The sequence below is a fragment of the Paenibacillus sp. FSL R5-0908 genome, from assembly GCF_038006245.1.
Classification (GTDB): Bacteria; Bacillota; Bacilli; order Paenibacillales; family Paenibacillaceae; genus Paenibacillus_AQ; species Paenibacillus_AQ odorifer.
This window is the reverse complement of the sequence record NZ_JBBOUV010000001.1, coordinates 4,867,507-4,882,234: the sequence shown is the minus strand read 5'-3', so window position 1 is coordinate 4,882,234 and position 14,728 is coordinate 4,867,507. Positions and strand designations below refer to the sequence as shown.

Genomic DNA, 14,728 nt, shown 5'->3' with positions numbered 1-14,728 from the left:
TAGCGGATTTTTAGTGAAATAAAAACCGGCCATCCTGAGGGGATGGCTGTTTTCTGTGTAAAACAAATTCAATGATTCATTTCCAGCCATAAAAACTACGAAGGTACAGTTTAAAAAATAGATATTCAGGAATACGAAAATTGATGACCCCAAACAGACTTCAGATGTCTGTATTTTTTTGCTAATTGTGGTTCTATAGTATGATTTTTTGGGATTATTTGAAAAATGGTTGAGAAATACATAGTGTATAGTCAATACTGTGACTTATAATGTTAGCTTAGGTAATGATCTAAAACTCTTAATATAACCTTGAATATATTCATTTACGCAGCAAAAGGCTGAAAGGAAGTCATCTCTTGTTTGAAACCCTACTTTTGAATTTTTTGTTTTTGCTTTTTCCAGTATTAACATTTCTAATATTCTTTGAGAATCGGGCCTATTCCTACAATAGATTGATTCTCGTTTTTATGTCAGCAGTGACCATGAGTCTCTGTATTGCAAAACCTATCAGACTTGAAATTGGCTATATTTTTGATTTAAGGTACATTCCGTTTATAATTGTGGCACTGTTTGGAGGATATAGGAACGTTCTTCCTCTATATATTATTTTGAATGCTTACAGATTCTATGTGGGTGGAGGTGGCGTATTTTATTCGTTTCTATTTGCGACAGCGATTCTGATTTTGGTGCCGTTATATAAAAATAGATTTTTAAAATTACCCTCGAAGGGCCGTGTGATTGCGGCAAGTCTGATTGCTTTGCTAATTATGGGGGTTTATCTGTTAATTTTAGGTTTTGTTCAGGATTCCTTAGACAGGCAATTTTGGATTCTTTCATTAAATGCGTTGACAACTCATGTTGGGGTGATGAGTGTCATTATGATTTTGATTGAGAAAATTATCTCCAATATTAAAAATCGGGAACGGATTGTCCAATCGGAAAGATTAAATGTCGTCAGCGAGCTAGCGGCAAGTGTATCCCATGAAATCAGAAACCCACTTACAGTGACTAGTGGTTTTTTGCAGCTATTAAATAAATCTAAATCGATGACGCCAGAGGAAAAGGGATTTGTAGAGTTATCTCTACAAGAGCTACAGCGAGCAGAAAAAATTGTAAGTGATTATCTCTCCTTTGCCAAGCCACAATCTGAAAACATGGTTTACTCCAATATGAAGGCAGAATCAGAATATACTAAAAATATCATAATGCCTTATGCCACTATGCACAAAGTAGATGTCCAATTTAGTTTTAATAATTCGTTAAATAAAAACTATGACCGGAACCAGATTCAGCAGTGTCTTATTAATTTATATAAAAACGGTATAGAAGCGATGAAGGAAACCGATGGCGGAACGCTATTTATCGATATATTTGAGAAAAAACAGAATATTATGATCAGTATCAAAGATAACGGAGTCGGCATGACTAAAGATGAAATATCGCGACTCGGTAAACCGTATTATTCGACTAAAGCAGAAGGAACGGGGTTGGGTATGCTTATGGTCTATAGTACCGTCGATAAAGTGAAAGGAACTATTGAAGTCGATAGTGAAAAAGGCAAAGGGACAACGTTCCTTATAACTATCCCAACATAACGGCAATTGCAGAGAGTATCTTTTGCTGTTTATACCCCACTAGGAGAGTGTAATACCTTTCATGAATGGATTTCGTGTAAAAAGGGCAACGAGCCTGTGCGAGTCCCATCTGGAGGTGCAGCAATGGAGATATTTGTAACTATAGGCGTCAAATTGGTCATCAGCTTTTTTGGTTTGTGGATCATTACCTTTATTACCGGCCGCAAGACGCTTAGTCAATTGACACCACTCGATTTTCTGTCTTCATTGATTTTAAGTGAAATTGTCGGCAATACGATATATGATGATGAGGTGAAGATCTGGCATCTGCTGTTTGCTCTTTTTGTTTGGACCGCATTATCTTATTTGTTCGAAAAGGTGACCACCCATTTTGTGAAATTCGGGAACATGGCGGAAGGCCGGACAGTGCTGCTAATTGACGATGGCAAAGTGAATCAGGATTTGTTGGAGAAATACGATATTGAGTATACCCAACTATTGTTCATGCTGAGGCAACAAAATATCTTTTCCCTAAGTGAAGTACGGTATGCTCTGCTTGAAACGAACGGCTCTCTATCGGTTATGCGCAAGTCTGAAGCTGAGCAGTCTTCTGCTTTTTCCATAACAGTTATTGATAAAGGCAGGGTACTGGAAGAGTCCATGCGGGGCAGATCGATGAACAAGGAGCAGATTCAGGAACGCGTCAGAGAGCAGGGCTATAATTACATTGAGGATATTGCCTATGCTGAATATAAAGAAGACGGAACGCTCTATATCCTTCCCAAAAACAGACCATAAATCAACAAGATGAGACGCTGGAGCCGGGAGGCTCAAGTGTCTTTTTTCAAATCAGGAGTGCCTAGTGAATAATAAATCTTAATGGAGGTAAGGATGATTAGTTTAGGATTATGGATCTTAACCGCTCTAATTGTGCTAGTTGTTGTAATGTTTCACGCAGGAGCATTATTAGATTTTATCCGGCCTGGTGTCCTACAAACTCAGCTTTTTGGTCTTCACATTACATTGTTTGGAGTAGTTGTGATATTAGCCTATGAGGGTGGTCAGGGGATAGGCGTTTTTATTGGATTAATTGGACTGTTTACGGGGATCTTGGGCTCTTTTAGAGATTCTTCTAAACCGGAGGATAAAAAGAATATCTGACAGCTTATATATTTACTAACTTTCGGAGGGGTATAACTTTATGGAGATTTCTTTATGTAAAGCAGACGCGAGCGACGCAGCGTTTATTCACGAAATGCAAGTTAAAGCCTTTATGCCATTGCTGGAGAAATATAAAGATTATGAAACCAGCCCAGCCAATGAAACTGTGGAACAAATCAGGGATCGAATTAATCAGTCTTTTGCAGATAATTATATGATTAAGTATTTGGATATTGCTGTGGGCGGTGTCCGCATCGTTAAAAAGGATAATAAAACTTATCGGGTCAGCATCATATTTATATTGCCAGAACATCATGGAAAGGGGATTGCCCAGCAGGTTTTCGCAATCATTGAAGAGAGATATAAAGATGCAAAGAAATGGGAGCTGGATAGTATTATACAAGAGCAAAGGAATTGCTATTTATATGAAAAGTTAGGGTATAGAAGCACGGGGGAAACCAAAAAAATAAATGACAACTTAACATTAGTTTTTTATGAAAAACATATGAGTTAAAGCCTTAGGGTTATACTTTAAAAAAAAGACAGCGGGCAGTTCATGCCCACTGTCTTTTTAACATACAAATCAATACACTCGAATACGCTTCACAAATAACGATATAATAAATCCAATACCTGCAATTACTGCGATAAATAAGTAAGCATGTGTAATTCCAGCGGTTAATATTTCAGGCTGTGCAGCGGTTGGATGTGTGTTTGCGAATCGTGTTTGTCCGCTAGACATTAGCGTAACAGCGAACGTTGTACCAAGAGCACCTGCAATTTGCTGAAGTGTACTCATAACAGCAGCCCCATCCGGATAGTATTTCACAGGTAATTGATTTAACCCATTGGTTTGAGCGGGCATAATGACCATTGCTAATCCGATAAACATTGCGCAGTGTATTAATATAAAGGTTAGGCTACTGGTTTCAGTAGAGTTTCTTGTAAATAGAAAACCAGCAATGGTTGCGATAAAAAATCCAAGCGGCAGCAATAATTTCGGACCGTATTTATCGAATACTCTACCCGTAACTGGAGCCATAGCCCCGTTAATAACACTGCCTGGAAGAAGTAGAGTACCAGCCATTGTGGCCGATAACAATAAACCTCCTTTTAAATATAAAGGTAATAAAATTGCAGAAGATAAAATGATCATCATTCCTAAAAAGAGCATTATAAGACCTATCGTAAACATGGGATATTTAAATACCCGTAAATTCAGCATTGGGGTTTCCAATTTAAATTGCCGTAATACAAACAAGATTAAGCTGATGAAACCAACAATAAGAGGCAGCAAAACAATGATTTCACTCAAAGAATGATCAGCAAAGTTACTAAAACCAAAGACGATTCCACCAAATCCAAGAGTAGAAAGCAAGATGGATAAAATATCAATTTTAGGTTTTGTGATGTTGGCTACATTTTTGATGAATGTTAATCCGAAACCTAATGTAAATAACAATAAAGGTAAGCTTATCCAAAAGATATACTCCCAGCCAAAATGATCTACAATTAAACCAGATAGAGTAGGTCCAAGGGCCGGTGCACACATAATAACGAGTCCCATCATTCCCATGACAGTTCCGCGTTTATGTGCAGGGAAAATAATAAGAATAATATTGGTCATTAATGGAAGCAATAAGCCTGTCCCTAAGGCTTGCACTAATCGTGCAATTAATAATGAGCTGAAATTAGGGGAGAGGGCAGCAATTAATGTACCGATAATAGAAAATAGCAAGGAAGCGGTGAATAATTGTCTAGTGGTAAACCATTGCATTAATAGGGCGGATATTGGAACGAGGATACCTAATACAAGTAAATATCCTGTGGTTAGCCACTGAACCGTTGAGGCGTTGATTGAAAATTCATCCATTAAATTTGTAAAAGCCATGTTTAAGGCGGTTTCACTAAATAGCCCGACGAATGCACCTAACATAAGCGAGAAGGCCATGAGGGCTGGACGTTTAACTTGAACAGTTGATGATGATTCCATAATAATGATGAACCTCTTTTCAGAATTTTGATTCGTATTATTTTTGCATGATAGATGATATATCAACTATAAGGGGGAGAGAAATGCTTTAAGCACCTCTTACATTATTCAGCACATGTGTTAGCAAAGTCTTTAACGTTGAGTAATCTGAAGCAGATAATCCTGACTCGATAATTTCGTTTAAATTGACCGTCACCTCATTTATAGTATTCTCTAATTTCCGTCCTTCTTCTGTTACATATACATTTACCGCCCGGCGATCTTGCGCACTTGTTACTTTGCGTATGTAACCTTTGCTCTCTAAGCTGGCGATCATTCTAGCAACACTGGCTTTGTCCTTACCAAGATTAGCAGCAATCTCGTTCTGAGATAGACCTTCTTTCTCAAGCATCAGAGCCATAAGTAGATGCTGTTCAGGTGCAAGTCGAAAAGGAGCAAGTAACTTTGTTAAATAATTTGCTATTTCTAAATGCAAATCTCGAATGACCAAACCTAAAGGTTCTCTTGAATCCATATGATCTCTCCTAATTGAAGAATAGATGATATATCAACGTTATTGATTTGTCTATATTAGCATAAAGTTATGGATGCTTGTCAAGTTAAAGAAAATGAATAAAATCATAGGCTTAGATACAAGCGGTAAAGTTGTTTAATGCCCAATCATTTGATGATACATAGTCATATGCTGTTGTGAAATTAAAAAAAAAATAATTAGGGAGGGATTTAAATGGGGTATAACTGTGTTGGGGGCGTTCAAGAACAAAAAAAGGCTCCAGTTTGTATTAATCCTTGGACATCAACGGGTACGATTCTTGTGCTTTACATTCTTCTCGTCATTATCCTTAAAACTTGTTGGATCTAGAATTATGTAAATCGACGCCCCGAAGTTTTTTTCTTCGGGGCGTTTCTTTGTTTTCTTTAGCAGGATAGACTTAACGGGAATAATCGGGTTGTGTCATAGAAATGGGCTGAGGATTGGCAAGTACCCATTGCACCGCCAGCTCGCATAATCTGGCTGGTTGCTCATTGCCAGCAATGTTGCGGAACCGCTTGGCGAGTGCAGCTGCCTCTTGAAGAAGGGCGGGCGTTAAAGGCGTGCCCGTGCTAAAATGCCGTATCAGTGCATCCAGCATTTTACGGTAATCGGCATCCCAGTTTCCTCCGCCATTATTAAGGATTTCATGAGACACCCGCCCTGTGATGCGGATAACCTCACCCTGCACCGTTGTCGCATGTCCTGAAGCAGGGACAAGAAAATCCCACAGCTCTTGGTGCTGTGCGGGCCATGCGTCTGCCGTTACCTTGATGGGAGAAATTCCGTCATGTCTCTCCAGTTTCGCTATAGGCACAACATCAAATTGCCGGTACAGCTCCAGGAGAGCATTTGCAGTTTCATCCAGTCGATCTTTATTGTAATTTGTTCTGACGAATTCAAAATCCTTGCCGATACGCCGCACGGATTCCTTCATCTCCGGCGTAATTGCTGCACCTGCATCCAGCATAATTCGCGAGATTTCTGCCATGTGAACTATATCGATATTCCGGCATTGTAATAATCCTTTGGCGAGAGGTGTGTTTTTTCGCTTATTTTCTGCATGGACATTTGCACCGCGTTCCACCAGATCCCGCACTACTTTTGTTTTGTAAGAAGCTGCTGCTGAGTGCAGCGGTGTCTCATTCTGGTAATCCAGAGCTTCCATATCTGCACCTAGCTCAAGGAGTAAGGGGACATTTCCGGACCAGGTTGCAGCCTGAGCATGAAGAGGGGTACGCTTATAGTTGTCGGCAGCGTTGATGTCAGCACCCTGCTCCACAAGCCAGGAAACCATTTCATCCGGTATTTGCCGGAAGCTGAGGGCGGTACCTTTGCTGTAACCCCCACGGGCATCCCATTCGCATAGCTCAAATACCTCTTTTAAAACAGATATATCATTCGTTTTAACCAGCTCGGCAAAATTGGCGGGTAATGTTTTTTTCTTTTTGCCCATCTCATTTTTCCGCTCCTTTATTAATAGATAAATAGCAGATAACTTCTTGCAAGTTTATCATATAGGAGAATTGAACACTAATTCATGCAGGACGAAAAGGTTGAAGATATAAACGTAACTTTATTGGAAAAGAGTGGGATATCGTTTATATGTCGATTTCGAATCATAGACTATTAGAAAATAAAAACATTAAGCTTGTGTCTTGGAAATATATTCGAGATTTACGAAGGACATCGAAATTACGCTAACACTAGGCAGTCAGACAAAGCGATCGACTCTGCTTTTGTTGTTTTTTAAGTTCGTTCATTTCTAATTTTTCTGAACTCCTTAGGAGTTATGTTTAAGTGTTTTTTAAAAGACTGAATAAAGTGATTTGCGTTATTGAAACCAACTCGCTGTGCGATTTCAGTTATCGTGTAGTCAGTTGCTATTAACAAATCACAGCTTTTATTAATGCGATATTTAATTAAGTAGAAATACGGAGTCATATGGATACTTTTCTTAAAACCTCGAGTGCACTCCGATACACTTAGATATGCTGTATCTGCTATTTCCTTCAATGTCAAATTATTAGAATAGTTTTTGTGAATAAAACTAAGCATTAATTGTAGTCTCTCTTGCTGGAGTCTGTTATATTTAGACGATTCCTCAGAGGATAGAGAAAAATTTGATATAAGGATTAACCATAACTGGACAGTTTTGATAGAAACTTCGTACTCCCATCCCCATTTTTTTTTCGATTCAAATTCTTTTTTCATATCCCAAAGAATTTGTAGGATTTGATTATGCCAGTCCTTATCTCCTTTGATTTCTAAACTTAACAAGAATGAATTGGTATACGGAAGTACATACTTTTTTTCCATTGCACTTTCAGAATAAAAAGCGAGTAACTTCTCTGGGAAGTTAAAACTAACATATTCACCCTCTTGGTTAAGGTACGTAACAATATGAAGTACGCTCTTATTAATAAAGATGGCCTGACCTGCTTCTAGATCATAATTGATTCCGTTGACTTGTATGGTTAGTTTCCCTTTGGTCACTAAAGTAATTTGTAGTTCTTGGTGCCAATGTAGATCGTTAACCCCTCTGCCATTAGGAATAGATTCGTAATTGGTATGAGTGTACATGATGTATGGAAATGCATCATCAGGAAATTGAATGGATTCGTGTAATTGCTTTTTCAAAGTGCTTATTCTCCTTATTTGACGATATTTCTATATAAATTAAAGATATAGTTGCACAATATAGACCCTGATGGTGATATTATTATATCCAGCCTAGACTTATCATACAATTCTGTGCACAGGGATTGTCACACATTTTGGAGGAACTATGGTTAGTTCAAATAAACCGCCTATACTATTTCATCCGTTTATTCTGTTATTTATCAGTATTTTGTCCGTTTCTATCTCTTCAATCATGATTAAACTTTCAGATACACCTACTTCAGTGGCCGGGATGTATAGATTGTTTATTTCTGTAATCATCATGCTCTGTTTTACATCTGGGAAAATGGCTCGTTCTGCTGAGATGAATAAAAAAGATTGGGCCATCGTTGTTTTATCCGGCCTATTTCTAGGGTTACACTTTTTATTCTGGATGGAATCATTGGTCTATACTTCAGTTGCAAGCTCCATGGTGATCTTATCGTTACAGCCGCTATTTGTTATGATGGGGTCTTACTTTTTATTCAAAGAACATGTTAACCTGCTAACCGTTTTTTGCCTGATTGTTGCTCTTTTAGGTTCGATTGTTATTGCATGGGGAGACATATGGGTTTCGAAAGATGCACTAATCGGCGATGCTTTATCGTTAATTGGCACATTCTGCGCTTCAGTCTATCTGTTGGCCGGGCAAAAAGTAAGCGGCAAAATCAATGCAAATATATACAGCATTTTCGTCTTTTTTATTGGTGGTACTGTTATGCTCGTGTACAATTTGATAAATAATGTCTCATTAATTAATTATGCTTCATCAGATTGGATTTATTTTTTGCTTCTTGCAATAATTCCAACTATTTTTGGTCAATACATCTTTAACCTTTTGTTAAAGTCGATTGGAGCAACTACTGTCTCGGTTGGGATTATTGGTGAGCCTGTTCTTGCTATAGTCCTTGCATATCTATTATTAGGGGAAACTATATCATTATTCCAGTTTTTAGGCGGCATAATAACCTTACTCGGTATGGGAATGTATTTTTGGTCGAAATCTTTAAAGTACAACATTCAAAATAAGTAAATGAGTAGTCGGAAATATGTATAGGGGGATGGCAAATGGTAACTATTGATGATTTTTTGAAACTTGATGTTCGTGTTGGAACAATTATTAAAGCGGAGTTTTTTGCAAAAGCAAAAATACCTGCGATTAAACTCCAAATTGATTTTGGACCAGATATCGGAAGCAAAACATCAAGTGCACAGATTACTAAACGATATAAGGCTGAAGAGATTGTAGGGCAACAAATCATTGGGGTAGTTAACTTTCCTGCTCGAAATATTGCGGGTTTCCAATCAGAAGTATTAGTTCTTGGAGGAATACCGGATAAAGGGGATGTAGTCCTCTTGAAGCCAGATATTAAATTACCTAATGGGACACCTATTGGGTAATATAGGGTAATTGTAGTATACAAAAATTGATAGTAATCGGAGAGAAGACAATGGAAGAATTAACAAGCTTAGCATCTGAAAGTATTGAGGCAAGTAAAACGGCGCTAGTCGTGATCGATTTGCAGCAAGGAATTGTCCACAGTCCAAAGCAAGGCCCGCATACAAGTACTCAGGTGGTTGAGAATTCCAGCAAATTAGCCCAATCCTTTACGGAGAAAGGAGGATTTGTTGTTCTGGTGAGGGTATCATGGCTAGATGGGCAAGATATGCTTAAACCTAAATCTGATTTGAAAATGAACTCCGTGATCTATCCAGAAGGTTGGGACAACATCGTACCAGAATTAGCGAATGTCAAAAATGCACATCTGATTACCAAACGGCAGTGGGGGGCATTTTTCGGTACAGATCTTGATTTGCAGTTACGACGCCGCGGAATAGACACGATCGTATTATGTGGTATTTCTACCTCGATTGGTGTGGATACTACTGCTAGAGAAGCTTATCAGCTTGGTTATCATCAAGTTTTTGTAGAAGACGCTATGACCGCCATGGCTAAAGAAGAGCATGATTATGTATGCAAAACTATCTTCCCTCGCATAGGTAAGATCCGGTCGAGCGATGAAGTAATAGCCATGTTGAAATAATATGAAAAAACCTCATGCTCTCTCTGTGATCTCAGAGATTGTCATGAGGTTTTTTAATTGAAGTTATGTCTTACATAAAGATGAGGAGAAGTATCCCAGCTAAGAAGCAGTAATAAGAGAAATACTTCAAATTACCTTTAGCCATAATCCCCATAAACCAGCGCATGGAGAAATAAGTAACGATAAGTGTAGTAATAAATGCAATCAAGTATGGAATTGCTAGCTGCGAGCGGTTAGGATCGTGGGCAATATCAGATGCGCCCATAACGAGTCCGCCCAAACTGACAGGAATATAAAGCATAAAAGAAAAGCGTAAAGCAGTTTCTTGCTTCATTCCCACAGCGATGGAAGAGATGACAGTTGCACCAGAGCGGCTTATCCCAGGAATAAGGGCGACTGCTTGGGCAAGTCCGACTATAACAGCATCCTTCGCTTTTAAGTCACCATCTTGTTTACGGCCGCGAAGGTTACGGATCAACCATAAAGCTACGCCTGTAACAAGCAATGCGATGGATACGGTATGAACCGACGAGAAGATATCCTCAATCTGATCCTTGAAGAGTAAGGCAACAATTACCGCAGGCAAGGTACCGATGATGATGTACAAAGAGAACAGGAAATCCGACTTATATTCCTCTTTGCGGGTCAGAATAAATTGAACGAATCCAGTGATCAATCTTCCGATATCTTTGCGGAAAATAAAACAAATCGCAATTAGTGAAGCCGTATTTGTTAAGATTTCAAATGATAGCCCATTTTGTTTTAAGCCTAGCAATTTCTGTGCGATGATCAAATGGCCGCTCGAAGAGACGGGGATTGGCTCAGTTGCCCCTTGAACAAACCCTAGAAACAAGTATTTAAGCCACAGTATAATATCTTCCATTTTACCTCCCAGTATTTTTGTAATCTTTTCAATCATATCGTATTCAATAAAGAAATGACAATAGAACCATCGTGCCATATTCAATTGGACGAGTTATACTAATTCATAAGACTATTAAATGAGGTGGAACTATTTGTAGTACATTACTAAAAATTCAGCAGCATGATATTCCAAGAGCAGCCAGTGTTCTGGCCGAAGCATTTGCCAAAAATGATCCGTTATATCAGTATATCTTGCCTGATGAATCAACCCGATTACGCGTGTTGAATATTTTTTTTCATCGTTACATTGAGATGTTGTATCCATATTCGGATTTACTAACGACTTCTACTAACTTTGAAGCAGTGGCTTTAGTGTTCGATTCGGAGCGTCAGACAGGGACAGTGATTTCGAAGGTCAGGTATATGAAACAGATTGTCTTTGCGATAATTAAGTCATTACCGATTTGCCGAATCATTGGGGTACGAGGATTTATACGTGGTTTATCTATTTTGCGTAGTATGAGTTCCTTGTGGTTATCAATGTTTGGGGATCAGAAGGTTAAACATTTGGATATGCTTGCAGTGCAGGATCAATATCGAGGTCAAGGATATGTATCAAAAATCATGACACCGCTACTCGCGGAATGTCGTATGAGCAATACGTTATGTACGTTAGAGACACAGACACCGAGCAATTTGCCCATTTATGAGCATTATCAGTTCCGTACGGTTAAGGTCATTTCTCTACCTAATAGCACACTTGAGCAGTATTGTATGGCGTTTACGCCAGGAGTTGCCGAGTAGTTAATAAAAAAGGGCAGTCCCATTCAGCCAATTCATGGCTTTTGGGACAGCCTTTTTTTGCTTAGTCTATAAGGGTTAATGAAGCTTCAACAGAAAAATCAGGGAATTTCTCCCTGTAATTCTGTGATCTTTTGTCATCCGGCTAATAATTAGGGAAAACATCCCTATTATTTAGCTATTTTGGTGTAAAATAAAGAGATTGCCCCGATTTTTAGGGAGCAATTCCCTAATTCTGATTATTTAGAGCGAATATCTACTGTTTTCAGGGAGTTTTTCCCTAATTATATTATAGCCGATACCTAACACTGTAAATAGTCTATGTGTTAAAGTGAAAATCCGTAGTATAGCCTCTTTTTTGATAGGAAAGTGTAAGCAATAGAATCTATTATTTTGTTTAACAAAAATAGCATAACCTTAGAAGGATTGTTATAATAGAAACATATATTCCCGTGCTTCAGAACCCTATACAGGATGTATAGGGGTTTTATTTCTCTTAGTGAGGGTGATGAATTGAGAGTAATTATAATTAATTTGTTGGAGAATAAGTACGGAACTGTCCGTACAGTAAGAAGAAAAATAAATCTTAACAGCATTGAACAAGAAGTCATTAGTTCTGCATATAAAACACAGGAAGAATATCTATGGGCCGGAGGATTTCGTGTTTTGGCGGATAGTATAAACGAGCTTGTTGCTGAAGGTTTCTTAGAACCGGTGAAGTCCAGTCCAATGAGTTCTAAACAGCCTTATATGTATACATATTTTTGGTTAAATAAGAGTGTTTCAACTCAAGTGGGGTGGGATCCTTCAGCCGTGTTAAGGGTACAGAATCTACTAGATCTTCATTATTACTTGATTCGTCCTGAAACTCAGACACAAGAGGTTTGGGATCAGATTGTGCAGGTATCCAATTTTTTGCGTACGGCGAAGGATCGCGAAATCATTACAATAGAAGAAAGGTCACTGGAACTGTTTGGTAAGGAGAAGTGGCTCTCCGAAACTGAAGGTAAACAATTTCTTACTAGACTCAAACTTACACTGGAAAGTTTAAAAAGTGTAAACGCAAGGGAGCCATTTATTTACTTTAGATCATTAGTTCCTGTTCGGAATATTCTTATTGTGGAGAATAAGTCATTTTTCCATTCAGCCAAACGATTAATGCTTAGTGAAAAGAAGATCTGTGGTCTGTTTCCAGACATGCTAATTTACGGTGAAGGTTGGAAGATTGATAGTAGCCTACTCTTTCTTGAAGAATTGGATATTGACCCCCTTCAAACCAGCTTGTTATATGTCGGGGATATGGATAAAGCAGGTTTGGACATATACGGTAAACTAAAGGTTAGTTATCCGGATTTAAACCTTAAACTGGCACTCCCTATTTATGAGCAGATGATGAAACTGACTGAGGAACCGTATATGTATAATGTTCCCCAGAGTTGTAACCCAGATCATTTACACAATGTACTTCAAGAATTCTCTAATTATCCCGAACTAAAGTTATATATGGAACGATTGCTGGAAGAGGACCGGAGAGTTCCGCAGGAAATTTTAAATTATGAAGTGATGGCGAGGTTAGCAGAAAGATGAATTGGTCGGATTTTGGCGAACGAAACAAACGATTGAATCCCCTGTGGAATTTGGGGGCTGGCATGAACCTTGGCGAAATCCAACCTTACAAAGAAATGGTGTCTTTAAGCGTTCTGCTGCAAGTCTATTATCTGGAGCTAGAATCGAATGAGAGAAGATCCAAAGAGGATATTATTGAGCTTACTTGGACTGCGCTGGAACGTTTTAATATCGCCAATCTTGGGACTACCGAATCCGTAGAGCGTCTCGTGGACGGTTTATTATGGAGCGGGAATGGTGGGGATTTCGAATCCTTTTTCTATGATGATGTGACCCGGCAAATGTCTGTGCAGAAATATAAGTATTTCACGGTGGACGAGGATGCGACTCGCAGCAGTTGGGAAGAGAACGGCAGAACCATCTATCGTCTCTCTGAATATGCTATGGAGCTCATTTTTATGAGCCATGAGATTATTGATGAATTTCAGATCAGCATCAAACTGCTCGAGATTCAAATGCATATTAAGCATGGGCGCGTAACACGGGCTCTTCAGGATGTTAATGAACTGATCTCCCGTGTCCGTAAGATGACCCAGCAACAGCAAGAATACCGCAATGCGTTACGCCGCAATCCGAAGCATATTTTTAGTGAATTCGGAGTGGCTCGGCATCAGCGACTCGAAGAGATTCATCATCAGTTCGAGGAGGAACGCAAACATTTTGACAGTATTCACCGTTCTCTGGCCCGGCTGGCCAATGATGAGAAAGACGTGATCGACTTCAATGAGATCCGTATTCTCTCTGAACGAGTCGAGCTTTCTAGGCGTGTACACGATGAGCTGGCTGAGGTAGTGTTGAATATTTTTGAGATGGAGACCAATTTAAGGTTGAACTTCCCTGAATTATTCTGGGGAGCAGCCGGGTTTAACTTTCGTACTCACGTATGGGAGGAATGGGTGAAAGAAGAGGGCCTGCCAAGCGGTGACAGTCTTGAACTGCTGCTCAGCGGATTATTCGCTCCGAATCAGGACTTCGTTTATCCGCTTCCTTGGGCTTGGGAGGAACAAGAGGTAGGGTTTATCCCCGACTTAGTAATGGATGATTTCGAAGATGAGGTGGACACAGAGCCTGTTCAATATATTCCTAAAGGTATTCCATGGGCAAAAGTAGTAGAGCTGTGGAAGCCAGTTTTTGCTGCCTTGGCTAAGCAGGGAAGCTTTACCTTTACTGCTGACGCTTTTTCCGCCGAAGAACTAACAGGGTGGGCAAACACACCGGATGCTGTTGATCTGTGGGTGCAGTTTTTTCATACAGATATTTTAGTGCAGGAACAGGCATCAGAAGGTGGTAGCGGCGTTTCTGATGAATGCCAACAGCTAATCCAATATGTACTTGCAGAAGATCTTCTGTTGGAGAGTTTACGCGGCAAAACGCTGCGGACGAGCATTGCTCCAGAACCAGCCTCAAGGGTACGGTGTTCTGGTCTGGATATGAGTCCATATATGATTACGATCGTGGAGAGGTGAGAAGT

16 protein-coding genes are annotated in these 14,728 nt (G+C 39.2%); 11 read left to right on the top strand and 5 right to left on the bottom strand.

Translation table 11 applies throughout. The features are described from left to right. Window positions 1-356 precede the first annotated feature (356 nt). The 4 genes from MKZ09_RS22230 (at window position 357) to MKZ09_RS22215 (ending at window position 3,249) form a co-directional block, all read left to right on the top strand. Window positions 357-1,595, top strand: coding sequence for an ATP-binding protein (locus MKZ09_RS22230; protein WP_076134360.1), 1,239 nt, complete (start codon window positions 357-359; stop codon window positions 1,593-1,595). A gap of 123 nt (window positions 1,596-1,718) precedes the next feature. After that, a complete protein-coding gene (locus MKZ09_RS22225) occupies window positions 1,719-2,372 on the top strand; it encodes a DUF421 domain-containing protein (RefSeq protein ID WP_036688901.1) in 654 nt (217 codons plus the stop codon). A 93-nt stretch (window positions 2,373-2,465) separates the two neighbouring features. After that, a complete protein-coding gene (locus MKZ09_RS22220; protein ID WP_076201491.1) occupies window positions 2,466-2,735 on the top strand; it encodes a hypothetical protein in 270 nt (89 codons plus the stop codon). A 40-nt stretch (window positions 2,736-2,775) separates the two neighbouring features. Beyond that, window positions 2,776-3,249 carry a GNAT family N-acetyltransferase gene (locus MKZ09_RS22215; protein ID WP_076201493.1) on the top strand — a complete coding sequence of 158 codons (474 nt, stop codon included), beginning with the start codon at window positions 2,776-2,778 and terminating at the stop codon, window positions 3,247-3,249. 69 nt (window positions 3,250-3,318) lie between these two features. On the opposite strand, the gene MKZ09_RS22210 is transcribed toward MKZ09_RS22215, so the two are convergent. Both MKZ09_RS22210 and MKZ09_RS22205 read right to left on the bottom strand, forming a co-directional pair. Further along, window positions 3,319-4,737: an MDR family MFS transporter gene (locus tag MKZ09_RS22210; RefSeq protein WP_370511155.1), complete on the bottom strand. Its 1,419-nt coding sequence runs from the start codon at window positions 4,735-4,737 to the stop codon at window positions 3,319-3,321. A gap of 79 nt (window positions 4,738-4,816) precedes the next feature. Beyond that, window positions 4,817-5,242 carry a MarR family winged helix-turn-helix transcriptional regulator gene (locus MKZ09_RS22205; RefSeq protein ID WP_076201499.1) on the bottom strand — a complete coding sequence of 142 codons (426 nt, stop codon included), beginning with the start codon at window positions 5,240-5,242 and terminating at the stop codon, window positions 4,817-4,819. A 267-nt stretch (window positions 5,243-5,509) separates the two neighbouring features. On the opposite strand from MKZ09_RS22205, the gene MKZ09_RS22200 reads away from it, so the two are divergent. Then, window positions 5,510-5,590 carry a YjcZ family sporulation protein gene (locus MKZ09_RS22200; protein WP_232061537.1) on the top strand — a complete coding sequence of 27 codons (81 nt, stop codon included), beginning with the start codon at window positions 5,510-5,512 and terminating at the stop codon, window positions 5,588-5,590. Between the two features lie 70 nt (window positions 5,591-5,660). Here the strand turns inward: MKZ09_RS22200 and MKZ09_RS22195 are convergent, their stop codons facing one another. Further along, window positions 5,661-6,716 (bottom strand): ankyrin repeat domain-containing protein, encoded by a 1,056-nt coding sequence (locus tag MKZ09_RS22195; RefSeq protein WP_076201502.1) that lies wholly within the window; start codon window positions 6,714-6,716, stop codon window positions 5,661-5,663. Window positions 6,717-7,009: 293 nt separating this feature from the next. Beyond that, on the bottom strand, window positions 7,010-7,900 hold the full coding sequence (locus MKZ09_RS22190) for an AraC family transcriptional regulator (protein WP_076201504.1): 891 nt from the start codon (window positions 7,898-7,900) through the stop codon (window positions 7,010-7,012). A gap of 148 nt (window positions 7,901-8,048) precedes the next feature. Here MKZ09_RS22190 and MKZ09_RS22185 point away from each other — a divergent pair, with 148 nt between their 5' ends. From MKZ09_RS22185 to MKZ09_RS22175, 3 genes are read left to right on the top strand one after another with little or no spacing between them, the layout of a single operon-like run. Next, window positions 8,049-8,954: a DMT family transporter gene (locus tag MKZ09_RS22185; RefSeq protein WP_076201505.1), complete on the top strand. Its 906-nt coding sequence runs from the start codon at window positions 8,049-8,051 to the stop codon at window positions 8,952-8,954. Window positions 8,955-8,989: 35 nt separating this feature from the next. Next, window positions 8,990-9,322, top strand: coding sequence for a chaperone CsaA (gene csaA, locus MKZ09_RS22180; protein WP_076134367.1), 333 nt, complete (start codon window positions 8,990-8,992; stop codon window positions 9,320-9,322). A gap of 50 nt (window positions 9,323-9,372) precedes the next feature. Continuing rightward, window positions 9,373-9,966 (top strand): hydrolase, encoded by a 594-nt coding sequence (locus MKZ09_RS22175; RefSeq protein WP_076201506.1) that lies wholly within the window; start codon window positions 9,373-9,375, stop codon window positions 9,964-9,966. Between the two features lie 70 nt (window positions 9,967-10,036). On the opposite strand, the gene MKZ09_RS22170 is transcribed toward MKZ09_RS22175, so the two are convergent. Then, the gene (locus MKZ09_RS22170) at window positions 10,037-10,849 is read right to left on the bottom strand and encodes an undecaprenyl-diphosphate phosphatase (protein ID WP_036688882.1); all 813 of its coding nucleotides are present in this window, start codon (window positions 10,847-10,849) and stop codon (window positions 10,037-10,039) included. Between the two features lie 404 nt (window positions 10,850-11,253). Here MKZ09_RS22170 and MKZ09_RS22165 point away from each other — a divergent pair, with 404 nt between their 5' ends. The 3 genes from MKZ09_RS22165 (at window position 11,254) to MKZ09_RS22155 (ending at window position 14,723) form a co-directional block, all read left to right on the top strand. Further along, window positions 11,254-11,634, top strand: a complete 381-nt coding sequence (locus MKZ09_RS22165; RefSeq protein WP_341041291.1) for a GNAT family N-acetyltransferase — start codon at window positions 11,254-11,256, stop codon at window positions 11,632-11,634. A 510-nt stretch (window positions 11,635-12,144) separates the two neighbouring features. Then, complete coding sequence (locus MKZ09_RS22160) at window positions 12,145-13,218, top strand: Wadjet anti-phage system protein JetD domain-containing protein (protein ID WP_076201511.1); 1,074 nt, start codon at window positions 12,145-12,147, stop codon at window positions 13,216-13,218. Continuing rightward, window positions 13,215-14,723 carry a hypothetical protein gene (locus tag MKZ09_RS22155; RefSeq protein WP_076201514.1) on the top strand — a complete coding sequence of 503 codons (1,509 nt, stop codon included), beginning with the start codon at window positions 13,215-13,217 and terminating at the stop codon, window positions 14,721-14,723. Before MKZ09_RS22160 ends, MKZ09_RS22155 begins: the two co-directional genes overlap by 4 nt. The last annotated feature ends 5 nt before the right edge of the window (window positions 14,724-14,728 follow it).